At 51.1% G+C, this 26,509-nt stretch carries 43 protein-coding genes and 1 other annotated feature (1 of these 44 running past the window's edge); of the genes, 41 read left to right on the top strand and 2 right to left on the bottom strand.

From position 1 onward, the window contains the following. The first annotated feature begins 108 nt into the window (after positions 1 to 108). The 40 genes from tuf to CD000_RS14805 all read left to right on the top strand — a co-directional run bounded on the left by tuf (position 109) and on the right by CD000_RS14805 (position 23,274). Positions 109 to 1,296, top strand: a complete 1,188-nt coding sequence (gene tuf, locus CD000_RS15005; protein ID WP_011229619.1) for an elongation factor Tu — start codon at positions 109 to 111, stop codon at positions 1,294 to 1,296. Between the two features lie 296 nt (positions 1,297 to 1,592). After that, complete coding sequence (gene rpsJ / locus CD000_RS14995; RefSeq protein ID WP_008881945.1) at positions 1,593 to 1,901, top strand: 30S ribosomal protein S10; 309 nt, start codon at positions 1,593 to 1,595, stop codon at positions 1,899 to 1,901. A gap of 20 nt (positions 1,902 to 1,921) precedes the next feature. Beyond that, on the top strand, positions 1,922 to 2,563 hold the full coding sequence (gene rplC, locus CD000_RS14990) for a 50S ribosomal protein L3 (protein WP_011229620.1): 642 nt from the start codon (positions 1,922 to 1,924) through the stop codon (positions 2,561 to 2,563). Between the two features lie 29 nt (positions 2,564 to 2,592). Beyond that, positions 2,593 to 3,216 (top strand): 50S ribosomal protein L4, encoded by a 624-nt coding sequence (gene rplD, locus CD000_RS14985; protein ID WP_011229621.1) that lies wholly within the window; start codon positions 2,593 to 2,595, stop codon positions 3,214 to 3,216. Continuing rightward, a complete protein-coding gene (gene rplW, locus CD000_RS14980; protein WP_011229622.1) occupies positions 3,216 to 3,503 on the top strand; it encodes a 50S ribosomal protein L23 in 288 nt (95 codons plus the stop codon). Before rplD ends, rplW begins: the two co-directional genes overlap by 1 nt. Before the next feature lie 27 nt (positions 3,504 to 3,530). Beyond that, a complete protein-coding gene (gene rplB / locus CD000_RS14975) occupies positions 3,531 to 4,361 on the top strand; it encodes a 50S ribosomal protein L2 (RefSeq protein WP_011229623.1) in 831 nt (276 codons plus the stop codon). Positions 4,362 to 4,394: 33 nt separating this feature from the next. Beyond that, positions 4,395 to 4,673, top strand: a complete 279-nt coding sequence (gene rpsS, locus CD000_RS14970) for a 30S ribosomal protein S19 (protein WP_011229624.1) — start codon at positions 4,395 to 4,397, stop codon at positions 4,671 to 4,673. 18 nt (positions 4,674 to 4,691) lie between these two features. After that, positions 4,692 to 5,033 carry a 50S ribosomal protein L22 gene (rplV, locus tag CD000_RS14965; RefSeq protein WP_011229625.1) on the top strand — a complete coding sequence of 114 codons (342 nt, stop codon included), beginning with the start codon at positions 4,692 to 4,694 and terminating at the stop codon, positions 5,031 to 5,033. 3 nt (positions 5,034 to 5,036) lie between these two features. After that, positions 5,037 to 5,693, top strand: a complete 657-nt coding sequence (gene rpsC / locus CD000_RS14960; RefSeq protein ID WP_011229626.1) for a 30S ribosomal protein S3 — start codon at positions 5,037 to 5,039, stop codon at positions 5,691 to 5,693. A gap of 2 nt (positions 5,694 to 5,695) precedes the next feature. After that, positions 5,696 to 6,121 carry a 50S ribosomal protein L16 gene (gene rplP / locus CD000_RS14955; RefSeq protein WP_011229627.1) on the top strand — a complete coding sequence of 142 codons (426 nt, stop codon included), beginning with the start codon at positions 5,696 to 5,698 and terminating at the stop codon, positions 6,119 to 6,121. Continuing rightward, complete coding sequence (gene rpmC / locus CD000_RS14950) at positions 6,121 to 6,321, top strand: 50S ribosomal protein L29 (RefSeq protein ID WP_011229628.1); 201 nt, start codon at positions 6,121 to 6,123, stop codon at positions 6,319 to 6,321. The genes rplP and rpmC overlap by 1 nt, the downstream gene beginning before the upstream one ends. Positions 6,322 to 6,345: 24 nt before the next feature. Beyond that, positions 6,346 to 6,609 carry a 30S ribosomal protein S17 gene (rpsQ, locus tag CD000_RS14945; RefSeq protein ID WP_011229629.1) on the top strand — a complete coding sequence of 88 codons (264 nt, stop codon included), beginning with the start codon at positions 6,346 to 6,348 and terminating at the stop codon, positions 6,607 to 6,609. A 49-nt stretch (positions 6,610 to 6,658) separates the two neighbouring features. Beyond that, on the top strand, positions 6,659 to 7,027 hold the full coding sequence (rplN, locus tag CD000_RS14940; RefSeq protein ID WP_011229630.1) for a 50S ribosomal protein L14: 369 nt from the start codon (positions 6,659 to 6,661) through the stop codon (positions 7,025 to 7,027). A gap of 36 nt (positions 7,028 to 7,063) precedes the next feature. Next, positions 7,064 to 7,375: a 50S ribosomal protein L24 gene (rplX, locus tag CD000_RS14935; protein ID WP_011229631.1), complete on the top strand. Its 312-nt coding sequence runs from the start codon at positions 7,064 to 7,066 to the stop codon at positions 7,373 to 7,375. 27 nt (positions 7,376 to 7,402) lie between these two features. Further along, entirely contained in the window at positions 7,403 to 7,942 is a 540-nt protein-coding gene (rplE, locus tag CD000_RS14930; RefSeq protein ID WP_033008675.1) for a 50S ribosomal protein L5, read from the top strand. Between the two features lie 29 nt (positions 7,943 to 7,971). Continuing rightward, positions 7,972 to 8,157, top strand: coding sequence for a type Z 30S ribosomal protein S14 (locus CD000_RS14925; protein WP_003247599.1), 186 nt, complete (start codon positions 7,972 to 7,974; stop codon positions 8,155 to 8,157). Positions 8,158 to 8,190: 33 nt separating this feature from the next. Continuing rightward, entirely contained in the window at positions 8,191 to 8,589 is a 399-nt protein-coding gene (rpsH, locus tag CD000_RS14920; RefSeq protein WP_033008676.1) for a 30S ribosomal protein S8, read from the top strand. Between the two features lie 32 nt (positions 8,590 to 8,621). After that, positions 8,622 to 9,158: a 50S ribosomal protein L6 gene (gene rplF / locus CD000_RS14915; protein ID WP_011229634.1), complete on the top strand. Its 537-nt coding sequence runs from the start codon at positions 8,622 to 8,624 to the stop codon at positions 9,156 to 9,158. A 33-nt stretch (positions 9,159 to 9,191) separates the two neighbouring features. Beyond that, the gene (gene rplR, locus CD000_RS14910) at positions 9,192 to 9,554 is read left to right on the top strand and encodes a 50S ribosomal protein L18 (protein ID WP_096225955.1); all 363 of its coding nucleotides are present in this window, start codon (positions 9,192 to 9,194) and stop codon (positions 9,552 to 9,554) included. Between the two features lie 19 nt (positions 9,555 to 9,573). After that, on the top strand, positions 9,574 to 10,074 hold the full coding sequence (gene rpsE, locus CD000_RS14905) for a 30S ribosomal protein S5 (protein ID WP_011229636.1): 501 nt from the start codon (positions 9,574 to 9,576) through the stop codon (positions 10,072 to 10,074). Positions 10,075 to 10,087: 13 nt separating this feature from the next. Next, on the top strand, positions 10,088 to 10,276 hold the full coding sequence (gene rpmD, locus CD000_RS14900) for a 50S ribosomal protein L30 (protein WP_014194602.1): 189 nt from the start codon (positions 10,088 to 10,090) through the stop codon (positions 10,274 to 10,276). 24 nt (positions 10,277 to 10,300) lie between these two features. Further along, positions 10,301 to 10,741, top strand: coding sequence for a 50S ribosomal protein L15 (gene rplO, locus CD000_RS14895; protein WP_011229638.1), 441 nt, complete (start codon positions 10,301 to 10,303; stop codon positions 10,739 to 10,741). Further along, complete coding sequence (secY, locus tag CD000_RS14890) at positions 10,741 to 12,033, top strand: preprotein translocase subunit SecY (RefSeq protein ID WP_096225954.1); 1,293 nt, start codon at positions 10,741 to 10,743, stop codon at positions 12,031 to 12,033. The genes rplO and secY overlap by 1 nt, the downstream gene beginning before the upstream one ends. Positions 12,034 to 12,076: 43 nt before the next feature. Next, the gene (locus CD000_RS14885; protein WP_096225953.1) at positions 12,077 to 12,730 is read left to right on the top strand and encodes an adenylate kinase; all 654 of its coding nucleotides are present in this window, start codon (positions 12,077 to 12,079) and stop codon (positions 12,728 to 12,730) included. After that, a complete protein-coding gene (gene map, locus CD000_RS14880) occupies positions 12,727 to 13,494 on the top strand; it encodes a type I methionyl aminopeptidase (protein WP_096225952.1) in 768 nt (255 codons plus the stop codon). Before CD000_RS14885 ends, map begins: the two co-directional genes overlap by 4 nt. A gap of 95 nt (positions 13,495 to 13,589) precedes the next feature. Next, positions 13,590 to 13,808 carry a translation initiation factor IF-1 gene (infA, locus tag CD000_RS14875; protein WP_011229642.1) on the top strand — a complete coding sequence of 73 codons (219 nt, stop codon included), beginning with the start codon at positions 13,590 to 13,592 and terminating at the stop codon, positions 13,806 to 13,808. Positions 13,809 to 13,844: 36 nt separating this feature from the next. Beyond that, positions 13,845 to 13,958, top strand: coding sequence for a 50S ribosomal protein L36 (gene rpmJ / locus CD000_RS14870; RefSeq protein ID WP_011229643.1), 114 nt, complete (start codon positions 13,845 to 13,847; stop codon positions 13,956 to 13,958). Between the two features lie 20 nt (positions 13,959 to 13,978). Beyond that, entirely contained in the window at positions 13,979 to 14,344 is a 366-nt protein-coding gene (gene rpsM, locus CD000_RS14865; RefSeq protein ID WP_008881920.1) for a 30S ribosomal protein S13, read from the top strand. A 25-nt stretch (positions 14,345 to 14,369) separates the two neighbouring features. Next, positions 14,370 to 14,759, top strand: a complete 390-nt coding sequence (gene rpsK / locus CD000_RS14860) for a 30S ribosomal protein S11 (protein WP_011229644.1) — start codon at positions 14,370 to 14,372, stop codon at positions 14,757 to 14,759. Positions 14,760 to 14,909: 150 nt separating this feature from the next. Then, on the top strand, positions 14,910 to 15,854 hold the full coding sequence (locus CD000_RS14855; RefSeq protein WP_011229645.1) for a DNA-directed RNA polymerase subunit alpha: 945 nt from the start codon (positions 14,910 to 14,912) through the stop codon (positions 15,852 to 15,854). Between the two features lie 100 nt (positions 15,855 to 15,954). Next, positions 15,955 to 16,317 carry a 50S ribosomal protein L17 gene (gene rplQ / locus CD000_RS14850; protein WP_096225951.1) on the top strand — a complete coding sequence of 121 codons (363 nt, stop codon included), beginning with the start codon at positions 15,955 to 15,957 and terminating at the stop codon, positions 16,315 to 16,317. Between the two features lie 117 nt (positions 16,318 to 16,434). Then, the gene (locus tag CD000_RS14845; protein WP_011229647.1) at positions 16,435 to 17,274 is read left to right on the top strand and encodes an energy-coupling factor ABC transporter ATP-binding protein; all 840 of its coding nucleotides are present in this window, start codon (positions 16,435 to 16,437) and stop codon (positions 17,272 to 17,274) included. Continuing rightward, a complete protein-coding gene (locus tag CD000_RS14840) occupies positions 17,250 to 18,122 on the top strand; it encodes an energy-coupling factor ABC transporter ATP-binding protein (protein WP_096225950.1) in 873 nt (290 codons plus the stop codon). Before CD000_RS14845 ends, CD000_RS14840 begins: the two co-directional genes overlap by 25 nt. Next, entirely contained in the window at positions 18,115 to 18,912 is a 798-nt protein-coding gene (locus tag CD000_RS14835) for an energy-coupling factor transporter transmembrane component T family protein (RefSeq protein WP_011229649.1), read from the top strand. Before CD000_RS14840 ends, CD000_RS14835 begins: the two co-directional genes overlap by 8 nt. Positions 18,913 to 18,924: 12 nt before the next feature. Then, complete coding sequence (truA, locus tag CD000_RS14830; protein WP_096225949.1) at positions 18,925 to 19,701, top strand: tRNA pseudouridine(38-40) synthase TruA; 777 nt, start codon at positions 18,925 to 18,927, stop codon at positions 19,699 to 19,701. A 179-nt stretch (positions 19,702 to 19,880) separates the two neighbouring features. Then, on the top strand, positions 19,881 to 20,318 hold the full coding sequence (rplM, locus tag CD000_RS14825) for a 50S ribosomal protein L13 (RefSeq protein WP_011229651.1): 438 nt from the start codon (positions 19,881 to 19,883) through the stop codon (positions 20,316 to 20,318). 20 nt (positions 20,319 to 20,338) lie between these two features. Next, positions 20,339 to 20,731, top strand: coding sequence for a 30S ribosomal protein S9 (rpsI, locus tag CD000_RS14820; protein WP_011229652.1), 393 nt, complete (start codon positions 20,339 to 20,341; stop codon positions 20,729 to 20,731). A 119-nt stretch (positions 20,732 to 20,850) separates the two neighbouring features. After that, positions 20,851 to 21,291, top strand: a complete 441-nt coding sequence (locus tag CD000_RS14815) for a YbaK family protein (RefSeq protein WP_011229653.1) — start codon at positions 20,851 to 20,853, stop codon at positions 21,289 to 21,291. A 66-nt stretch (positions 21,292 to 21,357) separates the two neighbouring features. Further along, a complete protein-coding gene (gene cwlD, locus CD000_RS14810) occupies positions 21,358 to 22,074 on the top strand; it encodes an N-acetylmuramoyl-L-alanine amidase CwlD (RefSeq protein ID WP_096225948.1) in 717 nt (238 codons plus the stop codon). Between the two features lie 183 nt (positions 22,075 to 22,257). Beyond that, complete coding sequence (locus CD000_RS14805; RefSeq protein ID WP_011229655.1) at positions 22,258 to 23,274, top strand: Mrp/NBP35 family ATP-binding protein; 1,017 nt, start codon at positions 22,258 to 22,260, stop codon at positions 23,272 to 23,274. 86 nt (positions 23,275 to 23,360) lie between these two features. Here the strand turns inward: CD000_RS14805 and gerD are convergent, their stop codons facing one another. Continuing rightward, positions 23,361 to 23,987 (bottom strand): spore germination lipoprotein GerD, encoded by a 627-nt coding sequence (gene gerD / locus CD000_RS14800; protein ID WP_096225947.1) that lies wholly within the window; start codon positions 23,985 to 23,987, stop codon positions 23,361 to 23,363. Positions 23,988 to 24,136: 149 nt separating this feature from the next. On the opposite strand from gerD, the gene CD000_RS14795 reads away from it, so the two are divergent. Further along, positions 24,137 to 24,736, top strand: coding sequence for a KinB-signaling pathway activation protein (locus CD000_RS14795; protein ID WP_011229659.1), 600 nt, complete (start codon positions 24,137 to 24,139; stop codon positions 24,734 to 24,736). A gap of 135 nt (positions 24,737 to 24,871) precedes the next feature. Here CD000_RS14795 and pdaB read toward each other — a convergent pair whose 3' ends face one another. Next, positions 24,872 to 25,627 carry a polysaccharide deacetylase family sporulation protein PdaB gene (gene pdaB, locus CD000_RS14790; protein ID WP_011229660.1) on the bottom strand — a complete coding sequence of 252 codons (756 nt, stop codon included), beginning with the start codon at positions 25,625 to 25,627 and terminating at the stop codon, positions 24,872 to 24,874. Between the two features lie 605 nt (positions 25,628 to 26,232). Beyond that, positions 26,233 to 26,509 (top strand) — a sequence feature (mutual gap in cmsearch alignment for this rRNA model is longer than 100); it runs 2,295 nt beyond the window's last position.

The raw sequence follows: 26,509 nt of genomic DNA, 5'->3' as shown, positions 1-26,509 counted from the left end.
CGCTATAAATACTTATGTAAGTAAGACTTGGGAACATTTTGTTCCCAAGCATCCTATACTTACCCAACCATATAAATTCATATCTTACTTTTAAGGAGGATATCTCTCATGGCTAAAGCGAAATTTGAGCGCACGAAACCGCACGTCAACATTGGCACGATCGGCCACGTTGACCACGGGAAAACGACGTTGACAGCTGCGATCACGACGGTTTTGGCGAAACAAGGGAAAGCCGAAGCAAAAGCGTACGACCAAATCGACGCTGCTCCGGAAGAGCGTGAACGCGGGATTACGATTTCGACGGCGCACGTCGAGTATGAAACAGATGCTCGCCACTATGCGCACGTTGACTGCCCGGGCCATGCTGACTACGTCAAAAACATGATCACGGGTGCGGCGCAAATGGACGGCGCGATCCTTGTTGTCTCGGCGGCTGACGGTCCGATGCCGCAAACGCGCGAACACATTCTTCTCTCCCGCCAAGTCGGTGTTCCGTACATCGTTGTATTCTTGAACAAATGCGACATGGTGGACGACGAAGAATTGCTTGAACTTGTTGAAATGGAAGTTCGCGATCTTCTCTCTGAATACGACTTCCCAGGCGATGAAGTGCCGGTCATCAAAGGTTCGGCATTAAAAGCGCTTGAAGGCGACCCGCAATGGGAAGAAAAAATCATTGAACTGATGAATGCGGTTGACGAATACATCCCGACGCCGCAACGTGAAGTGGACAAACCGTTCATGATGCCAATCGAGGACGTCTTCTCGATCACGGGCCGCGGTACGGTTGCAACAGGCCGTGTTGAACGCGGTACGTTGAAAGTTGGCGACCCGGTTGAAATCATCGGTTTGTCGGATGAGCCGAAAACGACGACCGTTACGGGTGTAGAAATGTTCCGCAAACTTCTCGATCAAGCGGAAGCTGGCGACAACATCGGTGCGCTTCTCCGCGGCGTATCTCGTGATGAAGTCGAGCGCGGCCAAGTATTGGCGAAACCTGGTTCGATCACGCCGCACACGAAATTCAAAGCGCAAGTATACGTCCTGACGAAAGAAGAAGGCGGACGCCATACTCCGTTCTTCTCGAACTACCGTCCGCAATTCTACTTCCGTACGACGGACGTAACGGGCATTATCACGCTTCCGGAAGGCGTCGAAATGGTTATGCCTGGCGACAACGTTGAAATGACGGTGGAACTGATCGCCCCGATCGCGATCGAAGAAGGTACGAAATTCTCAATCCGCGAAGGCGGCCGTACGGTCGGCGCTGGCTCTGTATCGGAAATCATCGAGTAATCACGGCAAAAAAGGGTGTCCAGCAATGGACATCCTTTTTTTGATGCCATCTTGACCGTCAGATTGGCGGCTGTGTTGAAAACGGGATGGCAGCTATGTATAATAGAAGAAGTGTGGGAAAAGCAAAGAAATCACTTGCAATCTTGCTTACATACCAGTATAATATCAAATGTTGGTCTTTGACTGCGATGAAGCGGAAGGTTGCTGACACACCCGGCCGCTTTGCCACGGCGGTGTGCAGGAAATTTCCGTGGAGAAGTCTATTTTCAAAATAGGCGAAGAAGGAGGGAAACCAAATGGCAAAAGAAAAAATTCGCATTCGTTTAAAAGCTTACGATCATCGAATTTTAGACCAATCGGCGGAGAAAATTGTGGAAACCGCAAAACGTTCTGGGGCAAAAGTGTCGGGGCCGATCCCGCTGCCGACGGAAAGAACGGTGTATACGATCTTGCGCGCCGTTCATAAGTACAAAGACTCCCGTGAACAATTCGAAATGCGGACGCATAAACGTTTGATCGACATCATCAACCCGACTCCGCAAACGGTTGATTCGTTAATGCGTCTCGATTTGCCGTCGGGCGTTGATATTGAAATTAAACTTTGATCGACTGGGAGGTGTGACACATGACGAAAGGAATCTTAGGAAGAAAGATCGGTATGACGCAAATATTTGCGGAAAATGGCGATTTGATTCCGGTAACCGTCATCCATGCGACGCCGAACGTCGTCCTGCAAAAGAAAACGATCGAAAACGACGGTTACGAAGCGATCCAATTAGGTTTTGAAGATATTAGCGAAAAACGCGCCAATAAACCGCAAATTGGCCATGCTGCCAAAGCTAACACGGCACCTAAGCGCTTCATTCGTGAAATCCGCGGCGCCAACATCGATGAATATGAAGTTGGCCAAGAAGTGAAAGTTGACATTTTCAGCGAAGGCGAAATTGTCGATGTCACGGGCATTTCGAAAGGGAAAGGTTTCCAAGGGGCGATCAAACGCCACGGTCAATCACGCGGACCAATGGCTCACGGTTCCCGTTATCATCGCCGTCCGGGTTCGATGGGGTCCATCGCGCCAAACCGCGTTTTCAAAACGAAAAACTTGCCGGGCCGCATGGGCGGTGAGCGCGTGACGATCCAAAACTTGAAAATCGTGAAAGTGGATCCGGAGCGCAACTTGCTGCTCATTAAAGGCAATGTGCCGGGCCCGAGAAAAGGCTTAGTCATCGTCAAAAGCGCCGTGAAAGCGGCGAAGAAGGCGAAATAACATCCGGCCAAGAAAGGAGGAACTACGTAATGCCAAAAGTAGCATTATACAACCAAAACGGTCAGACGGTCGGCGAAATCGAGTTGAACGACGCCGTTTTTGGGATTGAACCGAATAAGCATGTGTTGTTTGAAGCAGTGATTATGCAACGCGCCTCGATGCGTCAAGGAACGCATAAAACGAAAAACCGCGCTGAAGTGAGCGGCGGCGGCCGCAAGCCATGGCGCCAAAAAGGGACAGGACGCGCCCGTCAAGGTTCGATTCGCGCTCCGCAATGGCGCGGCGGCGGTACGGTCTTTGGTCCAGTTCCGCGCAGCTACAGCTACAAACTTCCGAAAAAAGTTCGCCGTTTAGCGATCAAATCGGCATTGTCTTCGAAAGTGCTCGAAAACGACATCGTTGTATTGGATCAATTATCGCTTGAAGCACCGAAGACGAAGGAAATGGTCAAAATTTTAAACAATCTCTCAGTGGATCGGAAAGCACTCATTGTGACCGACGAGCTGAATGAGAATGTATATCTGTCGGCGCGCAACATTCCAGGCGTCAAAGTGGTGGCAGCCAACGGCATCAATGTGCTCGATGTGCTCAACCATGACAAACTCGTCATTACGAAGGCGGCCGTGGAGAAAGTAGAGGAGGTGCTTGCATAATGAAAGACCCCCGCGACATTATTAAGCGCCCCATCATCACGGAAAATACAATGAATTTGATCGGGCAAAAAAAATATACGTTTGAGGTCGACGTCAAAGCGAACAAGACGGAAGTGAAAGACGCCGTCGAGAAAATTTTTGGCGTTAAAGTAGCCAAAGTGAACATCATGAACTATAAAGGGAAATTTAAACGCGTCGGCCGCTACAGCGGCTATACGAACCGCCGCCGCAAAGCGATCGTCACGCTGACGCCGGACAGCAAAGAGATCGAACTGTTTGAAGTGTAACATAAACGATGAAGGAGGGACATTCCGATGGCGATCAAGAAGTACAAACCGACATCGAACGGCCGTCGCGGCATGACGGTGCTTGATTTCTCGGAAATTACGACGGATCAGCCGGAAAAATCGCTGCTTGCTCCGTTAAAGAAAAAGGCGGGCCGCAACAATCAAGGGAAAATTACGGTGCGCCATCAAGGCGGCGGCCATAAACGCCAATATCGGATTATCGACTTTAAACGCGACAAAGACGGAATTCCAGGACGCGTTGCTACGATTGAATACGATCCGAACCGTTCTGCCAATATCGCGCTCATCAACTATGCAGACGGTGAAAAACGCTACATTATCGCGCCGAAAAACTTGAAAGTCGGCATGGAAATCATGTCCGGTCCGGATGCGGACATTAAAATCGGCAATGCGCTTCCGCTTGAGAACATCCCAGTCGGTACGCTCGTCCACAATATTGAGCTGAAACCGGGCCGCGGCGGACAATTGGTGCGTGCAGCTGGTACGTCGGCGCAAGTGCTCGGGAAAGAAGGAAAATACGTCATCGTTCGTTTGGCTTCCGGCGAAGTGCGCATGATTTTAGGCAAATGCCGTGCAACGGTTGGTGAAGTCGGCAACGAGCAACACGAACTTGTCAACATCGGGAAAGCAGGACGCGCCCGCTGGTTGGGGATTCGCCCGACAGTTCGCGGTTCGGTTATGAACCCGGTTGACCATCCGCACGGCGGTGGTGAAGGGAAAGCGCCAATCGGACGCAAATCGCCGATGACGCCATGGGGCAAACCGACGCTTGGATACAAAACACGCAAAAAGAAAAACAAATCGGATAAATTCATCATCCGTCGCCGCAAGAAATAATGAACGAGCGCAATTCAGAAGGGAGGTTCACTTATGGGTCGCAGCTTGAAAAAAGGTCCGTTTTGCGATGAGCATTTGATGAAAAAAATCGAAAAACTGAATGCAACAGGGCAAAAACAAGTGATCAAAACGTGGTCTCGCCGTTCGACGATCTTCCCGCAGTTTGTTGGGCATACGATCGCGGTGTACGATGGCCGCAAACATGTTCCGGTCTACATCACGGAAGACATGGTCGGGCACAAACTCGGCGAATTTGCGCCGACGCGCACGTTCCGCGGCCATGCTGGCGATGACAAGAAAACGAAACGGTAATGAGAGGAGGTTCTAGATATGCAAGCCAAAGCTGTTGCAAGAACCGTTCGCATCGCTCCTCGTAAAGCGCGCTTAGTCATTGACTTGATTCGCGGGAAAGAAGTGGGCGAAGCGTTCGCTATTTTGCGCCATACACCAAAAGCAGCTTCCCCGATCATTGAGAAAGTGTTGAAATCAGCAGTCGCCAACGCTGAACACAACTATGACATGGACGTCAACAACTTGGTCATTACTCAAGCGTATGTCGACGAAGGCCCGACGCTGAAACGGTTCCGTCCGCGCGCCATGGGACGGGCAAGCGCCATTAACAAACGCACAAGCCATATTACGATCGTCGTTTCAGAAAAGAAGGAGGGATAATCCGTGGGTCAAAAGGTCAACCCGATCGGTCTGCGCATCGGCATCATTCGTGACTGGGAATCGAGATGGTATGCGGAAAAAGACTATGCAGATCTGTTGCACGAAGACTTGAAAATCCGTGAATACATTAGCAAACGCCTGCAAGACGCGGCCGTCTCCCGCGTGGAGATTGAACGGGCAGCCAACCGCGTCAACGTAACGATCCATACCGCCAAACCGGGCATGGTCATCGGGAAAGGCGGTTCGGAAGTGGAAGCGCTCCGCAAAGCGCTCGCGCAATTGACCGGTAAACGCGTCCATATCAACATTGTAGAAATCAAAAAACCGGACTTGGATGCACGTCTTGTTGCTGAAAATATCGCTCGTCAGCTTGAAAACCGCGTATCGTTCCGCCGGGCGCAAAAACAAGCGATCCAACGTGCGATGCGCGCTGGGGCGAAAGGGATCAAAACGATGGTATCCGGCCGTTTGGGCGGGGCTGACATCGCTCGTTCGGAGCATTACAGCGAAGGGACGGTTCCACTCCATACGCTGCGCGCTGACATTGACTATGGAACAGCAGAAGCCGATACGACGTACGGAAAAATCGGCGTGAAAGTATGGATTTATCGTGGAGAAGTCCTTCCGACCAAGAAAAAAGCTGAGGAAGGAGGAAAATAATCATGTTAATGCCAAAACGCGTCAAATATCGCCGTGAACATCGCGGACGGATGAAAGGCCGGGCGAAAGGCGGCACGGAAGTTCATTTCGGTGAATTTGGGTTGCAAGCATTAGAATCAGCTTGGATTACGAACCGGCAAATCGAAGCAGCCCGTCGGGCGATGACCCGTTACATGAGACGGGGCGGGAAGGTATGGATCCGCATTTTCCCATCCAAACCGTATACGGCAAAACCGCTTGAAGTGCGGATGGGTTCTGGTAAAGGGGCGCCGGAAGGCTGGGTCGCCGTTGTCAAACCAGGCAAAGTGATGTTTGAAGTGGGCGGTGTTTCTGAGGAAGTGGCACGTGAAGCATTGCGTCTCGCTTCTCACAAACTTCCGATCAAATGCAAATTTGTAAAACGTGAAGAAACTGGTGGTGAAGCGTAATGAAAGCGAAAGAAATCCGTGAGTTGACCACTGCCGAGATCGAACAAAAAATTAAAGCGTTGAAGGAAGAATTGTTCAACCTTCGCTTCCAACTGGCCACAGGTCAATTGGAAAACACGGCGCGCATCCGCCAAGTGCGCAAAGACATCGCCCGCATGAAAACGATTATTCGCGAACGTGAGCTCGCTGCCAATAAATAATGTGTTTGAGAGGAGGTTTGTGGAATGAGCCAACGCAATCAACGCAAAGTGTACGTCGGGCGGGTTGTATCGGACAAAATGGACAAAACGATCACCGTGTTGGTCGAAACGTACAAAAAACATCCGCTGTACGGCAAACGCGTGAAATATTCGAAAAAATATAAGGCGCATGATGAACATAACATCGCTAAAGTCGGCGATATCGTGAAAATTATGGAAACTCGCCCGCTGTCGGCCACAAAACGCTTCCGCTTAGTGGAAGTCATCGAAAAAGCGGTTGTTCTGTAATCGTTCTTCACTTAGTTCGGAGAGATAATTCCGAAAGGAGGTTTCGTCGATGATTCAACAAGAATCTCGCTTGAAAGTAGCTGATAACTCTGGTGCACGCGAAGTGCTTGTCATTAAAGTGCTCGGAGGCTCGGGGCGCCGCTATGCGAACATCGGCGACGTCGTTGTGGCGACGGTCAAAGATGCGACACCAGGTGGCGTTGTTAAAAAAGGTCAAGTCGTGAAAGCAGTTGTTGTTCGTACGAAACGCGGGGTGCGCCGTCCGGACGGCTCGTACATCCGCTTTGACGAAAACGCCTGCGTCATCATCCGTGATGACAAAAGCCCGCGCGGCACGCGGATTTTCGGACCGGTTGCCCGTGAATTGCGCGATAAAGACTTCATGAAAATCATTTCTTTAGCTCCGGAAGTTATTTAATGGAACGGAACAGCGTTTCAAGGAGGTGCGAATGCGATGCATGTAAAAAAAGGCGATAAAGTGCAAGTAATCTCCGGCAAAGACAAAGGCAAGCAAGGCGTCATTCTAGCGGCGTTTCCGAAGAAAAACCGCGTCATCGTTGAGGGCGTCAACATTGTGAAAAAGCATGCGAAACCGTCGCAAGCGAATCCGCAAGGCGGCATCATCGAAAAAGAGGCGCCGATCCACGTGTCGAAAGTGATGCCGTTAGATCCGAAAACAGGCGAACCGACGCGCATCGGCTACAAAATTGTCGACGGTAAAAAAGTGCGCTACGCGAAAAAATCCGGAGAGATTTTAGATAAATAATCGTGACGCAGGAAAGGAGGTACCTTTATGAACCGCCTAAAAGAGAAGTATGTAAAAGAAGTCGTTCCTGCTCTGATGAGCAAGTTCAACTATAAATCGATCATGCAAGTGCCGAAAATCGAAAAAATCGTCATCAACATGGGTGTCGGCGACGCGGTGCAAAACCCGAAAGCATTAGACAGCGCCGTCGAAGAGCTGACGTTGATCGCCGGCCAGCGTCCGGTGGTAACGCGTGCGAAAAAATCGATCGCCGGCTTCCGTCTCCGCCAAGGGATGCCGATCGGTGCAAAAGTAACGTTGCGCGGTGAACGGATGTATGAATTTCTTGATAAGTTGATCTCGGTCTCGCTCCCGCGCGTGCGCGACTTCCGCGGGGTATCGAAAAAAGCGTTCGATGGCCGCGGCAACTATACGCTCGGCATTAAAGAGCAGCTCATTTTCCCGGAGATTGACTACGATAAAGTGAACAAAGTGCGCGGCATGGACATCGTGATCGTCACAACGGCCAACACGGACGAAGAAGCGCGTGAACTGCTGGCGTTGCTCGGCATGCCATTCCAAAAATAATGATCCCATAAGGCAAGGGAGGCGAAATCGTGGCTAAAAAATCGATGATCGCGAAACAAAAACGGACGCCGAAGTTTAAAGTAAGAGCGTATACCCGCTGCGAGCGCTGCGGCCGCCCGCATTCGGTTTACCGCAAGTTTAAACTTTGCCGTATTTGTTTCCGTGAACTCGCATATAAAGGTCAACTTCCTGGCATCAAAAAAGCCAGCTGGTAATCAACCCATTGATTGGGAAGGAGGTAAAACAAAATGGTGATGACAGATCCAATTGCTGATATGCTGACTCGCATTCGGAATGCGAATATGGTTCGTCACGAAAAGCTCGAAGTCCCGGCTTCGAAAATCAAGCGGGAAATCGCCGAAATTTTAAAGCGCGAAGGGTTTATTCGTGATTATGAATATATCGAAGACAACAAACAAGGCATTCTCCGCATCTTCTTGAAGTACGGCCCGAACAATGAACGCGTCATTACAGGGCTGAAACGCATCAGCAAACCCGGTTTGCGCGTATACGTCAAGGCTCATGAAGTGCCGCGCGTCTTAAACGGCTTAGGCATCGCGATTCTTTCGACATCGCAAGGAGTCTTAACGGACAAAGAAGCACGGCAAAAAGGCACGGGCGGCGAAGTAATCGCCTACGTTTGGTAATTTATTTGCTCAAGAATGGAGGTGTGTTTGACATGTCACGTGTCGGCAAAAAACCAATTGAAATTCCTGCCGGTGTCACCGTTACGGTCAACGGCAACACGGTTACGGTCAAAGGGCCGAAAGGGGAATTAACCCGCACGTTCCATCCGGATATGACGATCACCGTTGAGGGCAATGTGATCACCGTTACGCGCCCAAGCGATGAAAAACATCATCGCGCGCTCCATGGCACGACGCGCAGCTTGCTTGCCAACATGGTCGAAGGCGTTTCGAAAGGGTATGAAAAAGCGCTCGAACTCGTTGGTGTCGGGTACCGGGCGTCGAAACAAGGGAAAAAGCTTGTGTTGAGCGTCGGTTATTCTCATCCGGTAGAAATTGAGCCAGAGGAAGGGCTCGAAATCGAAGTGCCGTCCCAAACGAAAATTATCGTCAAAGGGGCAGACAAACAACGCGTCGGCGAATTGGCAGCCAACATTCGTGCTGTACGCCCGCCGGAGCCGTATAAAGGCAAAGGCATTCGCTACGAAGGCGAATTGGTGCGCCTGAAGGAAGGCAAAACTGGTAAATAACGCGGCATAGCGAAGTGAAAGGAGTGACATTCGATGATCACGAAAGTGGACCGAAACGCGGTTCGCAAAAAAAGACACGCGCGCATCCGCAAAAAAATCTTCGGCACGGCTGAACGTCCGCGGTTGAGCGTGTTCCGTTCGAACAAACATATTTATGCACAAATTATTGATGATACAAAATCAGCAACGATTGTCAGCGCGTCGACATTGGATAAAGAGTTCGGCTTAGATTCGACGAACAACATTGAGGCAGCGAAAAAAGTCGGCGAACTTGTCGCCAAACGTGCATTGGAAAAAGGCATTAAAAAAGTCGTGTTCGACCGTGGCGGGTATTTATATCACGGACGGGTAAAAGCATTGGCAGACGCCGCCCGCGAAGCCGGCTTGGAATTCTAATTACAAAGGAGGGACAACGATGCGTCGTATCGATCCAAACAAACTTGAATTGGAAGAGCGTGTAGTCGCGGTCAACCGTGTAGCAAAAGTCGTAAAAGGCGGACGTCGCCTGCGCTTTTCAGCTCTCGTCGTCGTCGGCGATAAAAACGGCCATGTCGGATTTGGCACCGGAAAAGCACAAGAGGTTCCAGAAGCGATCCGCAAAGCCATTGAAGATGCGAAGAAAAACTTAATTGAAGTGCCGATCGTCGGCACAACGATTCCGCATGAAGTCATCGGCCATTTCGGTGCCGGGGAAATCATTTTGAAACCCGCTTCCGAAGGTACCGGGGTCATCGCTGGGGGTCCGGCGCGTGCTGTATTAGAGCTGGCGGGCATCAGCGACATCTTGTCGAAATCGATCGGTTCAAACACGCCAATCAACATGGTGCGCGCAACGTTTGATGGGCTGAAACAATTAAAACGCGCCGAAGACGTAGCGAGATTGCGCGGCAAAACAGTCGAGGAACTGTTAGGATAAGGAGGGAACGATCATGGCAAAAAAACTGGCGATTACCCTCACGCGCAGCGTGATTGGCCGTCCGGAAGACCAACGCGTTACCGTCAGAACGCTCGGCTTGCGAAAAATGCACCAGACGGTCGTCCACAATGACAATCCTGCCATCCGCGGGATGATCAACAAAGTGGCCCACCTTGTCAAAGTCAAAGAAATTGAAGAATAATGAATCATAAGGAGGTGCTTTGCCATGAAACTTCATGAATTGCAACCAGCGCCGGGATCTCGAAAGAAAGCTGTGCGCGTCGGCCGCGGGATCGGTTCGGGCAACGGCAAAACGTCCGGCCGCGGTCAAAAAGGTCAAAATGCCCGCTCGGGTGGAGGAGTTCGTCTTGGGTTTGAAGGCGGTCAAACTCCGCTGTTCCGCCGTTTGCCGAAACGAGGATTTACGAACATCAATCGGAAAGAGTATGCTGTTGTGAATCTGGAAAAACTGAATCGTTTTGAAGACGGAACGGAAGTGACGCCGGAATTGCTTCTTGAGACGGGCGTCATCAGCAAGTTGAAATCGGGCGTGAAAATTTTGGGCAAAGGCCAAATCGAGAAAAAGCTGACGGTCAAAGCGCATAAGTTCTCGGCATCGGCGAAAGAGGCCATTGAGGCGGCTGGCGGTAAAACTGAGGTGATTTAATGTTTCGGACAATCTCCAACTTTATGCGCGTCAGTGATATTCGAAACAAAATCATTTTCACTCTTCTTATGCTGATCGTGTTCCGCATCGGAACGTTCATCCCGGTTCCGAGCGTGAACACCGATGTGCTCAAGCTGCAAGATGAATTAAATGCATTCGGCGTCCTGAACATTTTCGGCGGCGGGGCGCTGCAAAACTTTTCAATTTTTGCCATGGGGGTTATGCCCTACATCACCGCGTCGATTATCGTCCAGCTGCTGCAAATGGACGTCGTTCCGAAATTTACAGAATGGTCGAAGCAAGGCGAGGTTGGCCGGCGTAAATTAGCTCAGTTTACCCGCTATTTCACGGTCGTGCTCGGGTTTATCCAAGCGCTTGGCATGTCGTACGGCTTCAACAATTTAGCCGGCGGGATGCTCATTCGAAATCCGGGCATCGGCACATATTTGCTGATCGCGGTCGTCTTGACGGCCGGCACCGCATTTTTAATGTGGCTCGGTGAGCAAATCACCGCCAAAGGCGTCGGAAATGGGATTTCGATCATTATTTTTGCAGGGATCGTCTCCGGCATTCCGACAGTCCTAAACCAAATCTACGCCCAGCAGTTTGAAAATGTCGGGGAAGATTTGTTTTTGCGCATCGTCCGGCTCCTGCTTGTGGCGTTGGCGGTCGTTGCCGTCATCGTTGGGGTCATTTACATCCAGCAGGCGTTCCGGAAAATTCCGATCCAATATGCCAAACGGCTTGAAGGCCGGAGTCCGGTTGGCGGCCATTCCACCCACTTGCCGTTAAAAGTGAACCCGGCCGGGGTTATTCCAGTGATTTTTGCGATCTCATTTTTAATTGCACCACCGACGATCGCATCGTTTTTTGGTACGAATGATGTAACATTGTGGATTCGCCGAACGTTTGATTATACCCATCCGATTGGCATGACGATTTACGTCGTGCTTATTATCGCGTTTACGTACTTTTATGCGTTCGTCCAAGTCAACCCGGAGCAAATGGCGGAGAATTTGAAGAAGCAAGGCGGCTACATTCCAGGCATCCGTCCTGGAAAGAATACACAAGAGTATGTAACGAGAATTTTGTACCGGCTGACGCTCGTCGGCTCTGTCTTTTTAGCGGTCATTGCCGTGCTGCCGGTGTTCTTCGTGAACGTTGCGAACTTGCCACCTTCTGCGCAAATTGGCGGTACGAGCTTGCTCATTGTCGTCGGCGTGGCGCTGGAGACAATGAAACAGCTTGAGAGCCAGCTGGTGAAACGCCATTACCGTGGATTCATCAAATAAAGAAGGCAAGAGCGGGCATCCCTTGCCGATAGGGGGAGTTAGGATGAATTTAGTGCTGATGGGGCTTCCGGGTGCCGGCAAAGGCACGCAGGCCGAGAAAATCGTAGCGGCTTACGGTATTCCGCACATTTCAACGGGAGATATGTTTCGAGCGGCGATCAAAGAAGGGACGCCGTTAGGGTTGCAGGCAAAGCAGTATATGGACCGCGGCGACCTTGTTCCGGATGAAGTGACGATCGGCATTGTCCGTGAACGGCTGAGCAAAGAGGATTGCCAAAACGGTTTTTTGCTCGATGGATTCCCGCGCACGGTCGCTCAAGCGGAGGCGCTAGAAACGTTGCTTTCGGAAATCGGGCGCAAGCTTGACTATGTCATCCATATCGACGTTCGCCAAGAGGTCTTAATGGAGCGCCTGACCGGCAGACGTATTTGCCGCAACTGCGGAGCAACGTACCATCTCGTTTTTCATCCGCCGGCGAAACCGGGCGTATGCGATAAATGCGGTAGCGATCTGTACCAGCGCCCCGATGATAATGAAGCAACGGTGGCCAATCGGCTTGAGGTGAATATGAAACAAATGAAGCTGCTCCTCGATTTTTACGAGCAAAAAGGCTATTTGCGCCACATTAACGGCGAACAGGACATGGAAAAGGTGTTTGCCGATATTCGTGAATTGCTCGGGGGACTTGCTCGATGATCATTTGCAAAACCGCGCACGAAATCGCCCTCATGCGCGAGGCGGGAAAAATCGTTTCCCTTACATTGAAAGAATTGCAAAAGCACATTCGCCCCGGGGTCACGACAAAGGAACTGGATGCCATCGCGGAGGAAGTGATTCGTTCCCATGGCGCCGTTCCATCGTTTAAAGGATACCAAGGGTTCCCGGGAAGCATTTGCGCTTCAGTCAATGAGGAGCTTGTGCACGGCATTCCCGGCGACCGTGTGTTATGCGAGGGCGACATTATTACGATCGATGTGGGCGCCCAGTATGAAGGCTATCACGCCGACTCCGCCTGGACGTATCCCGTTGGGGAGATCGATGCGGAGACGAAGCGGCTGCTCGACGTAACAGAACAATCGTTGTATGTCGGACTCGCCGAGGCGAAGCCAGGCGCTCGTTTGACGAACATTTCTCATGCGATTCAAACGTATGTTGAAGCGCACCATTTTTCCGTCGTTCGCGAGTATGTGGGGCATGGAATTGGTCAACACTTACATGAAGACCCGCAAGTCCCGCATTATGGGCCGCCGAATAAAGGGCCGATTTTGCGGCCAGGGATGGCGCTATGCATCGAACCGATGGTCAATGCGGGCAGCCGCCATGTCAAAACGTTGGCTGATGACTGGACTGTCGTGACGGCGGACGGAAAACGGTGCGCCCATTTCGAACATACGATTGTCATTACAGAAGATGGCTGCGAAATTTTAACACATTGTGGAAATGAGTCTCCCACTTCATAAGTGGGAAGGGGTAAACGTCTTCTCGATCATCATGGATATCACGTTCGGTTTTGCGTAACACAATGTTACTCATTCGAAGGAGGGAGAGCCGCTCGATGGCGAAAGATGATGTAATTGAAGTGGAAGGCACCGTCATCGAAACATTGCCAAATGCGATGTTTCGTGTAGAATTAGAAAATGGGCACACGGTGTTGGCTCATGTATCCGGCAAGATCCGCATGCATTTCATTCGCATTTTGCCTGGCGACCGGGTGACGGTGGAGCTGTCGCCGTATGATTTGACGCGTGGACGGATCACGTATCGATATAAATAAAGGAATGCACTCCGTTCAATTAGGGAGGTAAACAACATGAAAGTAAGACCATCTGTCAAACCGATTTGCGAAAAGTGCAAAGTTATTCGCAGACGCGGCAAAGTTATGATCATTTGTGAAAATCCGAAGCATAAACAACGCCAAGGGTAATTTTCAAGGAGGTGTATCATATGGCACGCATTGCAGGTGTCGATATTCCGCGTGATAAACGGGTAGTCATTTCGTTAACATACATTTATGGGATCGGCAAACCGACAGCACAAAAAATCTTAAAAGAAGCCGGCGTATCGGAAGACACACGCGTTCGCGACTTAACGGAAGAAGAGCTTGGCCGCATTCGTGAAATCGTCGGCCGCTTAAAAGTGGAAGGCGATTTGCGGCGTGAAGTATCGTTAAATATTAAACGGTTGATGGAGATCGGCTGCTATCGTGGTCTTCGCCATCGCCGCGGATTGCCGGTTCGCGGCCAAAACACGAAAAACAATGCCCGCACGCGCAAAGGTCCGCGCCGCACGGTAGCGAACAAGAAAAAATAATCACGCAAAGGAGGTCATTTGACGAATGGCACGCAGAACAAACACTCGTAAACGCCGGGTAAGAAAAAATATTGATACAGGCATCGCCCATATCCGTTCAACGTTCAACAACACGATCGTGACGATTACGGATGTTCATGGCAACGCCATTGCTTGGGCGAGCGCTGGTTCGCTGGGGTTCAAAGGTTCGCGCAAATCAACGCCGTTTGCGGCGCAAATGGCGGCTGAAGCAGCAGCGAAAGCGTCGATGGAGCATGGCATGAAAACGGTCGAAGTGAACGTCAAAGGTCCGGGGGCTGGCCGCGAGGCAGCGATCCGTGCATTGCAAGCAGCCGGGTTGGAAATTACGGCGATCAAAGACGTCACTCCCATCCCGCACAATGGATGCCGTCCGCCAAAACGTCGCCGTGTGTAACGCCCCTGTATAGAATTTGCACCATTGTCAATAATGGGATATGATAAAGACCATGGCAGGCAAGCGTAAAGAGAGATTCATGGGGGAATGTTGTTAGGCGTGTACCGTTTGATCGGGGTCTCGACGTTTTGAAGGAGGGTATAATAATCGATGATTGAAATTGAAAAGCCGAAAATTGAAACGGTCGAACTGAGCGAAGATGCCAAATATGGCAAATTCGTCGTCGAACCGCTTGAGCGTGGATATGGTACAACTTTAGGGAACTCCTTACGTCGTATCCTATTGTCTTCACTCCCTGGTGCAGCTGTAACATCGGTGCAAATCGACGGCGTCTTGCATGAGTTTTCAACGATTGACGGCGTCGTTGAAGATGTGACAGCCATCATTTTGAATATCAAAAAACTAGCGTTGAAAATTTATTCAGACGAAGAGAAAACGTTGGAGATTGATGTGCAGGGTGAAGGAGTTGTCACGGCTGCCGATATCACTCACGACAGCGATGTAGAAATTTTAAACCCGGACCTTCATATCGCTACGCTGGCGGAAGGCGGCCGCCTGCGCATGCGCATGACTGCCAAGCGGGGGCGCGGATATGTTCCTGCTGAGGCGAATAAGCGCGAAGACCAGCCCATCGGCGTCATTCCGATCGATTCCATTTATACGCCGGTCTCCCGAGTTTCCTATCAAGTCGAGAATACAAGGGTCGGCCAAGTGACGGACTATGACAAGCTGACCATTGATGTGTGGACGGATGGAAGCATTGGGCCGAAAGAGGCCATTTCCCTTGGAGCGAAAATTTTAACGGAGCACTTGAACATTTTTGTCGGCTTGACGGATGAGGCGCAAAATGCGGAGATCATGGTCGAGAAAGAGGACGATCAAAAAGAAAAAGTGCTCGAAATGACGATCGAGGAACTCGATCTTTCGGTTCGTTCCTACAATTGCTTGAAGCGGGCCGGCATCAACACTGTTCAAGAACTGACGCAAAAAACGGAAGAAGATATGATGAAAGTGCGCAACCTCGGCCGCAAGTCGCTTGAGGAAGTAAAAGCGAAACTGGCTGAGCTTGGCCTCAGCCTGCGCAAAGACGACTAAGTGCCGGCCTCCGCCGGCAAGCCGGAAACACACTTTCACCATATTGCTTTGATGATGGCCACCATGAGGAACACATCACTTTAAAAGGGAGGGACATTTGATGTCGTACAGAAAATTAGGACGCACGACTTCGCAACGAAAAGCACTGCTTCGCGACTTGGTAACAGACTTAATCATCAACGAACGCATTGAAACGACGGAAGCGCGGGCGAAAGAACTGCGCTCGGTCATGGAAAAAATGATTACGCTCGGCAAACGCGGCGATTTGCATGCCCGCCGCCAAGCAGCGGCATTCATCCGCAAGGAGGTCGCCAACAGCGAAACCGGCCAGGATGCGTTGCAAAAGTTGTTCAGCGACATTGCGCCGCGCTACCAAGATCGCCAAGGCGGCTATACGCGCATTATGAAACTTGGTCCTCGCCGCGGTGACGGGGCGCCGATGGTCATTATTGAACTCGTGTAACGGTTTCATTTCAACAAGGGCGAGACAGTTTCGTTTGAACTGGATCTATGCCCTTTTTTTGTTTACCATCATTTAGCAGGCTGCGTTTGCAACGCGGCGAAGCAAGGGGAAACGATCATGGCCGAACCAATCTTGTCGATCGAGGGAGTGTCCTTTCGCTATCCAAATCAATCCGACTATGCGGTGCAAAACGTCAGCTTCACGGCCGAGCGTGGGGAGTGGTTAGCGATCGTCGGCCATAACGGATCCGGCAAATCGACCATCGCTCGGATGCTGATCGGCTTGCTTCGGCCGGAGCGGGGCGCCATTCGCTTGTTTGGACGCCTTTTGAACGACGCAACCGTTTGGGAGGTGCGCCGCCGCGTCGGCCTTGTGTTCCAGAACCCGGACAACCAGTTTGTCGGTGCGACCGTGGAAGACGACATCGCTTTTGCCCTTGAAAACAACGGCATTCCGCGCTTGGAAATGGTCGAGCGCATTCGCGAGGCCATTCGCCAAGTCCATATGGAGCCGTTTCTCCATTATGAGCCGCACCGGTTGTCTGGGGGGCAAAAACAGCGCGTCGCCATCGCTGGCATTTTGGCGCTCCGCCCCGATATGATCATTTTGGACGAAGCGACATCGATGCTTGACCCGCGTGGAAGGGAAGAAGTGCTTGAGACGGTGCGACGCCTGAACCGCCAGCAGCGCATTACCGTCTTGTCAATTACCCATGATTTGGAAGAGGCAGCGAAGGCGGACCGCCTCATTGTGATGAACAAAGGCGAAGTGATGGCAGAAGGGACGCCGGAGCAAATCTTTCGGCTCGGAAGCAAGCTCGAGCGCATCGGTCTTGATTTGCCGTTTGCCGTGAAAATGGGCAGTCGCTTGCGGGAACAAGGCATTCCGCTTCGGGCTGGATATTTCACGACAGAGGAGTTGGTCGAGGAGCTATGGACATTGTATTCGAAAAAGTAGAGCATGTGTACAACGCCCGTTCACCGCTTGCCCGTCGGGCGCTCTATGATGTCAATGTCGCAATCCGAAGCGGGGCGTACGTTGCCGTGGTTGGGCATACGGGCTCAGGAAAATCGACCCTCCTTCAGCATTTAAACGGGTTGCTGCAGCCGACAAGCGGCGCGGTGAAGATCGGCGAAGAGACGATCACGAGCCATAAGCGGCCAAAGCAGCTGAAACCGCTGCGCAAAAAGGTCGGGGTCGTCTTCCAGTTCCCGGAGCACCAGTTGTTTGAAGAAACGGTGGAGAAAGATATTTGTTTTGGCCCGCTCAATTTTGGCGTACCGGAAGACGAGGCGAAGCGGAAGGCGCGGGAGCTCATTAAGCTCGTCGGATTGAGTGAAGACGTATTGGAGAAATCGCCGTTTGATTTGAGCGGAGGGCAAATGCGGCGCGTTGCCATCGCCGGCGTGCTCGCGCTTGAACCAGAAGTGCTCGTGCTCGATGAACCGACCGCGGGCCTTGATCCGCGCGGGCGCAAAGAGATGATGGAGATGTTTTATCGCCTCCATCGTGAGAAGCAGTTGACAACCGTTCTCGTCACCCACAGCATGGAAGATGCAGCTCGGTACGCTGATGAAATCATCGTCATGCATGAAGGAACGGTATGGGGCCACGGAACGCCGGAAGAGATGTTTCGCGACGCTGACAAACTGGCTGCCATCGGTTTGAGTGTGCCGGAAACGGTCAAATTGAAACAGCAGCTCGAAAAGCGGTTCGGCGTTGTCATTCCGTCGCCATGCTTGACGTTGGAACAGACAGCGGAAGCCATCCAGCAATTGTTCTCCAAGGTGAGCGTCCATGACTAATCATTTGATTATCGGGCAATATGTACCTGGTCATTCCGTCATTCATCGCTTAGACCCGCGCGCCAAACTATTGATCGTGTTTGCTTACGTCCTGATCGTCTTTTTGGCGAACAATGCGGCGACGTATGCACTGCTGTCGCTGTTTGCGTTTGCCTTTGCAGCTCTGTCTCGCATCCCGTTTTCGTTCATTGCCCGCGGCTTGAAACCGATTTTATGGGTCGTTTTGTTTACATTGCTGTTGCATCTATTCATGACGAAAGAAGGAGACGTCATCTACCAAATCGGTGCGCTCTCTGTATATGAAGGCGGCATCAAGCAAGGGGTCTTTATTTCCCTAAGGTTTTTGCTCCTTGTATTGATGACGACGATGTTGACGTTGACGACGACGCCGATTGAAGTGACCGACGGCGTCGAAAGTTTGCTCGGGCCGCTCAAAAAGATGCGCGTTCCTGTCCATGAGCTCGCCTTGATGATGGCCATTTCGCTTCGATTCATTCCAACATTGATGGAAGAGACGGAAAAAATTATGAAAGCACAGGCGGCTCGTGGTGTTGATTTTTCTGGCGGCCGTTTTTCCGAACGGATGAAAGCCATTGTCTCACTGCTTGTGCCCCTGTTTATCAGCTCGTTCAAACGAGCCGATGAGCTGGCGACAGCCATGGAGGCGCGCGGCTACCGCGGCGGGGAAGGGCGGACGAAATTCCGCCAGCTCGCTTGGAAGCCGGTGGACATCGCGTTTTTAGCGGCTGTGGCGCTGCTGGCCGTATTGCTTTGTTTATTACGCTCATAGCGGAGGAAGGCCATGACACAACGGATCAAATGCATCATCGCCTATGATGGCACCCACTTTTCCGGCTACCAAATCCAGCCGGGAAAGCGGACGGTGCAAGGCGAGTTTGAGGAAGTGCTTCGGCGGATGCATAAAGGGACAAAAGTGCGTGTGGCGGCTTCCGGAAGGACGGATGCCGGCGTTCATGCCTATGGGCAAGTGATCCACTTTGATACGCCGCTTTCCCTTTCCTCGGAGCAGTGGAAAAAGGCGTTGAACGCCCAGCTGCCGGATGATATCGTCGTTCGCTTTGTACAGGAGGCCGATGCAGACTTCCACGCCCGTTTTTCGGCGAAAGCGAAAGAATACCGCTATAAAGTATGGACGGCTGCCGAGCGCGACGTGTTTCGCCGCCATTATTGCGCATGGCATCCATATTCGCTTCATATCAGCGCGATGAACGAGGCGCTTCGTTTGCTTCATGGAACGCACGATTTTACAAGCTTTTGTTCCGCAAAAACGTTGATCGAAGACCGGGTGCGCACCATGTATCGGGCTGAAGTGAAGGCCGACGGCCCGATGCTCGAGTTTCGGTTTGTCGGCAGCGGCTTTTTGTACAACATGGTGCGCATTATCGTTGGCACGGTGTTGGAGATCGGCCAAGGGAAGCGTTCTCCCGCCGACATTTCGACACTGCTTGCGGCGAAAGATCGGCGCCTCGCTGGTCCAACCGCGCCGGCCGAAGGGCTGTATTTATGGCGCGTATACTATGAGGATGAATGTTTGGTTCACTCATTGGTGGATGGCTGATGGTTTTCTCCGGCTTTTTAAGACAACGAGTCCTTGTGTAACATCTTCTTGACATTGGCGCGCCGGCAAGCTATTATATCATATGGCATGTATTTTCCACGATTAGCCCCGGACCATAATCGTGTTGAAATAAACGACCATTTTGTTTGTTCATTTTTTTATTTTAGGAGGGAACTGCATTGCGTACGACTTATATGGCGAAACCGAATGAAGTAGAGCGTAAATGGTACGTTGTCGACGCAGCTGGCAAAACGTTAGGCCGCTTAGCCAGCGAAGTAGCGGCGCTGTTGCGCGGCAAACATAAACCGACGTTCACTCCGCACGTTGATTGCGGAGATCACGTCATCGTCATCAATGCGGACAAAGTCGAACTGACTGGGAAAAAGTTGACGAAAAAACTGTACTATCGCCACAGCTTATATCCGGGTGGCTTAAAAGTAAGAACAGCGCTGGAAATGCGTACGAACTACCCGGAACAAATGATCGAACGTGCGGTGCGCGGCATGCTTCCAAAAGGCAGCCTTGGCCGGCAAATGTTCAAAAAGTTGCACGTTTACCGTGGAAGCGAACATCCGCATCAAGCACAAAAACCAGAAGTGTATGAACTTCGCGGATAATCATAAGGGAGGGTATGATTTTGGCACAAGTACAATATTACGGCACAGGTCGTCGCAAAAGCTCGGTCGCCCGTGTCCGCCTTGTCCCGGGCGATGGCCGCATCATTGTCAATAAGCGTGACATTCGCGAGTACATCCCGACGGAAGCGCTCATCGAAATGGTAAAACAGCCGCTCGTATTGACGGAAACGCTTGGCAGCTACGACGTTTTGGTGAATGTCCAAGGCGGCGGATTTGCCGGCCAAGCCGGTGCGATTCGCCATGGCATCGCCCGTGCGTTGCTTGAAGTCGATCCGGAATTCCGCACGGTGCTGAAACGGGCCGGTTTGCTGACGCGCGATGCTCGCGTTAAAGAACGCAAAAAATACGGGCTCAAAGGCGCCCGCCGCGCTCCGCAATTCTCGAAACGTTAATCGCGTGATGTTCCAACCCAGCCGATTTGGCTGGGTTTTTTGCTTATTTCTGCCTTTCGCCCGCGCGTATGATTGTGAGCGATCGTTAGACACTACATCGTAAAGGAGCGTGAAAGACGATGACAGTCATCACTTCATTGGCGGAAAAAAGGCAGGAAAAGCAGCTTCGCTATGAACGGAACATGTTGCGCGAACTGTCGCTTGAGAAATTACGGACCAAAGCGCTTGAGCACTTTGTTCCGTTTTATACGGCGTATCGGATGTTCCCATCCGTTGTTGAGGAAGGCTGTATTGATCTGGCCATTGAAGCGTATTTGCTCGGCGCTCGCTACAGCCGATTCGGCTATTATGGGGAGCCGGCGGCCAGCGTACGTTGTCGATGTGCTCAAGAAGAAAAATATTTGATCGATACGCTGTTTGATTTTCTTTGCTTTTGGGGCAATATCGACAACGATTTCCTCAGCCAGTCGCTGTATGACGCGTGTGAACAATATATCGGCAACTGGTGGACGGAAGGATTTGAGCGGGGCAAAAAACGGCGTCGTCTAAAACTTCGCTGAATGAGTTCTATTCCCGCGCCTTGTCCCATATAAGATAGAGAAGGGAAACGTGCGGGAGGAGAAACAATGAGAGAAAAATGGAAGTGGCTGGTCGCTTTTGCTGCCGTCGCCCTTATGAGCACTTTGCTATTTCCGTCTTTATTTTCCGATTTGACATCAACAAAACCATGGAATCTCCCATTATCGGGGAGAATCATCGTATTGGACCCCGGCCATGGTGGGCCGGACGGCGGCGCCGTCGGTGGCGAGGCGGTGGAAAAGGACATCGCGCTCAACGTGGCGAAAAAGCTGCGCGATTATCTGCAGCAGCAAGGGGCGCTCGTCCTGATGACGCACGAGACGGATCGGGACTTGGCCAGCCCGTCCACACGCGGCTACAGCCGACGGAAAATGGAGGATTTGCGCGAACGAACAGCATTCATTAACAAGTCGAATGCCGATCTATTTATCAGCATTCATTTAAACGCCATCCCATCCCCACGCTGGCGAGGAGCGCAGACGTTTTATTACGGGTCGTTCATCGAAAACGAGCGGCTGGCGAAATTTATTCAGGCTGAGTTGCGGCGGAACTTGGAAAACACTCACCGGGTGGCGAAAATGATTGACACGGTCTATTTGCTGAAACATGCGAAAAAACCTGGCGCGCTTGTGGAGGTCGGATTTTTGTCGAACCCGGACGAGCGGGAACTGCTCGCCTCTGACCATTACCAGACGCAGCTCGCCGCCTCCATTTACAAAGGGGTATTGCGCTACTTTTCGAACGAACACACACCTCGCGAATAGCGGGGGGTTTTTTGTGAGTAGGACAGTGGCGGCTAAACATGCTCTTTGCCAAAGGGAACCAGAAATCCCCATTCCCACTATAAGTAAGTGGGAATGGAGGCTGAACATGGCGGTTTCCCAACAGTTTATGGTATAGTCAATTATAGAAACAGTCATTGATTTGCAAAAGGGTTGGTGAATACGATGTTGACGGAAACTGAAGTGCGCGCCATTCTTGAAAAGATGAAAGATCCCTTTTTAAACAAAACGTTTAAAGAGACGAATGCCATCCAAGAAATCAAAATTAAGGAAGAGAAAAACCATGTCAGCGTGAAAATCGCGCTCGCCAAAACCGGAACGCCCGAGCAGCTTCGCGTGCAAACGGCGATCGTCGAGCAGCTGAAAGACGCGGGCGCTGCGACGGTCGGGCTGCGGTTCGCCGAACTGCCGCGCGACGTGGTGGAGAAATATAGCGAAAACAAGCAAAAAACGACGTATATCGCCATTGCCAGCGGCAAAGGTGGAGTCGGCAAGTCGACCGTTTCCGTCAATTTGGCGGTCGCGCTCGCCCGGCTCGGCAAAAAAGTCGGGTTGATTGACGCGGACATTTATGGGTTCAGCGTTCCGGACATGATGGGAATCACCGAGCGCCCGACGGTGAGGGGCGACAAAATCATCCCGGTCGAACGGTTTGGCGTAAAAGTCATTTCGATGGCCTTTTTCGTCGAGGACAACGCCCCGGTCATTTGGCGCGGCCCGATGCTTGGGAAAATGTTGAACAACTTTTTCAAAGAGGTCGAATGGGGAGACTTGGATTACTTGCTGCTTGACTTGCCGCCTGGTACGGGCGACGTCGCCTTGGACGTCCATACGCTCTTGCCGTCGTGCAAAGAAATTATCGTCACGACTCCGCATCCGACCGCTGCGTTTGTCGCTGCCCGCGCTGGGGCAATGGCGTTGCGCACCGAACATGAAATTATCGGCGTGATCGAAAATATGTCGTACTACGAGAGCCGGAAAACAGGGGAGCGGGAGTATGTCTTCGGCAAGGGTGGCGGAGAAAAGCTGGCTAAAGAGCTGCAAACCGAGCTGTTAGGGCAGCTGCCGCTTCAGCAGCCGGATTGGAACGACGACGACTTCGCTCCGTCCGTTTACGCAGAAGATCATCCGATCGGGAAAATTTATATGGATATCGCCCGCAAAATCGTTGCAAAATATTAATCGGTTTCACAAAAAGCGTCCGATGGCGAGAAACCGCCGATTAGAGCGTTGGCGGTTTTCAGCGCACGGACGCTTTTTTTGCTTGATTAACTTCCTCCGCCTTGTTGGTTGCCGGTGCTTTCTTCTCCCTCTCCCCCTTCCCCTCCGCCTTCTTCTTGTTTTTCTCCGCCTTGCTGAACCTTTTCAGCTGCTTTCATCAACATATCTTGAATTTTCGCCTGATACAGCGGGCTGTTCAACGTTTCCGTGATCACCTTTTGCAAATGCTGGCGGAACTCTTTGCTTTTTAAGACATCGACCATGGCTTTTTCCATTTCTGGATCTTTTAAAATATCGATCATCAGCGCCTGGTAATCGGGATCTTTCATGAGCGCCTTCATCATTTTTTCATGTTCTGCTTGCAGCCCTTTGGCAAAACTTTCAGCGAATTTCGGGTCTTTTAACGCACTTTCCCAGAACTTTTTTCCTTGATCGGATGTCAGCATTTGTTGCAGCGTTTCTTTTACAGCTTTTTGATCTATGACTAGTTGCTGCTTCATCTGATCTTCCGACATAATATCTTGAATCGCCTTTTTCCCCTCGTCGGTTTTTAAAATGTCAACAACCATCTTTTTCGTTTCGTCATAATCCGGGGGAGGGGGGCTGATTTCTTGAGGGGCACAGGAACCAAGAACGAGAAAACTGAGCAAGAGGAGCGGTAGGCATTTGTTCATGAAAGTGAGCTCCTTTCTGCAAAAATCCCTCACCCTTAATATGAATGTTGGCGAAAAAAATATACATGGGGGAGATCGGAGCTGGCTTTTTCACAAGGGCGCTGGTAAAATGGTAAGCGGGTTATGCTGAAATGATGGAGGATGAAGCTGTGAACAGCCGCAAATGGGTGCGTTTATTTTTATCGACGCTGCTGATCGGCGGCATCGCCACGGCGGCCGTCGGCATTGTGTTCAACTGGGAAGAATTCGGGCGCTTGCTGTTGCGCCTGGAAATGGTCGAATTTATGGCTGTTTTGTTATGGCATATCGGTGTTGGCTTTATTTTCAGCGTCATCAGTCAGGCGGGGTTTTTTGCTTATTTAACCGTCCACCGGTTCGGGCTTGGCATCTTCCGTTCGCTATGGAACGCTGTGCAGGTTGTTTTGATCATGTTCGTGCTGTTCGATTTAGTGTATTTCCGCTACATGGCGTTTGCGGACAAGGGCGATTCAATCATTCCGTATCTATTGACCGCATTGTTCATTTTGGTGGTTGGTCTCGTTGTTGCCTACGTCAAGAGCGCACAGACGAACAAAGGGGCGTTCGTTCCGGCTTTGTTCTTTATGGTCGTCGTTACGGTCATTGAATGGTTTCCCGTGTTGCGCATCAACGACCGTGATTGGCTGTATTTGATGTTGATTCCTTTATTAGTATGCAATGCATACCAGCTTCTTATACTGCATAAATTGACAGGCAGCGCGAAACAATAAAGAAAGCAAGGCGCCGCCTGTTTTCTTATGGCAGCCGCGAAAAAACGGCTGTTCGCCAAAAGCCAATCATTCCAATTGGCGGCTTGTCTGCCGCCGCAATCCAGCCGCACCGGCGCAGGCCGCTGTCGGAACGTGTCACTCGATCCCGCGGCTTTCGGCTTCGCCATTCGCCAACAGCTCGGAGAGGTTGACGTTTTTGTAGCCGTTTTCTTTCATGGAAGCGATAATTTTCGGCAGCGCTTTGGCTGTCTGTTTTGCCGAATCAGATGCGTGAAGGAGCACGATATCGCCCGGTTCCAGGTCCCTCGTGACGTTCTCAACAATTTGGTCTGTCCCAGGGTTGAGCCAGTCTTTCGAGTCAATGCTCCAATGGACGACAGTGTAGCCGAGGGACTGAGCAACTTTTAACACATTTTTGTTGAAGTTCCCCCCAGGGGGGCGCAGCAGCTCAACCTGTTTAATTCCCAACATGTCAAACACTTTTTTCGCCATGATTAAATCTTGACGGATTTTGGCGTTCTCAAGTTCCGTATAGTTGACAAAGTTATATCCCATACTGCCAATCTCATGCCCCTCCTCTTTGATCCGCTTCACTACGGCTGGATGGCGTTCGGCCCATGAGGCGGATAAAAAAAAGGTCGCGTTTTGAATCCCGTGCTGCTTCAAGACATCCAAAATTTTGTCTGCATTCTCATCTCCCCAGCTGATATCGAACGTCAACGCCACCTCATTGCGGGCGTTGTCCACTTTATATACCGCCTTCGGCCCAGAAGGAAGCGAAAAAACTGGACGGTTCATTTCATAAGCGTACAAGACGACGGCGGTGAAAAAGGCGGAGCAGATAATAATGAGAGCTTTTTTCAGCGTCCGTCCGTTCAACGCGTAAAACATGACATCGGCCCCCTTTTTTGCATTGTAAAATCGTTGTCCTAATAACATCTTATGCGGACAGCCATGGCGGTTATGAAACTTATTTGCCAGTCCTCTTACCGTCGAAGAGATGGAGGAAGCCTAAAGGAACGGTCTGGCGTCGGTTCCTGAAATTCCCCTAAAAAAGATATTGCATTTTTGATTGGTAAGTGGTATATTAAAAATCGTCGCTAATCGGACAGAGTGTTCGATAGCGGTGAGTGACGAAAAGCAACGGAAAAGATCTTGACAAGAAAAAAGAGGCATGTTAGTATAAAAGAGCTGTTTGCAAGAGGAAGATTCAACTATTCTTCAGTTCAAGACTGCAAATCAGCAGAGAAGTTGTTTCAATGCAGCAACTTTGCATCTGCGTCTTCTAGCAGATTCGAGGAAGTGGGATTCCTCGATGCAAGACTGCAGAGAAGCAAATTCAAGAAGCAGTCTCGTTTGCGTCTGCGTCTACAAGCGGATTCGGAGAAGCCGAATTCCTCGACGCAAACCAGCGAAGAAGCGAATTCAAAGGAGCTACTTCGTTCCTTGAAAACTAGATAACCGGAAAAGCAAAGGAAGAAGCCGAGAGCGCGATAGGTTAAGCTGGAAAGGGCGCACGGTGGATGCCTTGGCACTAGGAGCCGATGAAGGACGGGGCAAACGCCGAAACGCTTCGGGGAGCTGTAAGCAAGCGTTGATCCGGAGATGTCCGAATGGGGGAACCCACTGTCCGTAATGGGGCAGTATCCATGCCTGAATCCATAGGGCATGGAGGGCACACCCGGGGAACTGAAACATCTTAGTACCCGGAGGAGAAGAAAGCAACCGCGATTCCCCAAGTAGCGGCGAGCGAAACGGGAACAGCCCAAACCA

Source organism: Geobacillus sp. FJAT-46040, assembly GCF_002335725.1.
In the GTDB taxonomy this organism is placed as follows: domain Bacteria; phylum Bacillota; class Bacilli; order Bacillales; family Anoxybacillaceae; genus Geobacillus; species Geobacillus thermoleovorans.
This window is presented reverse-complemented; position numbering and strand designations above follow the sequence as displayed.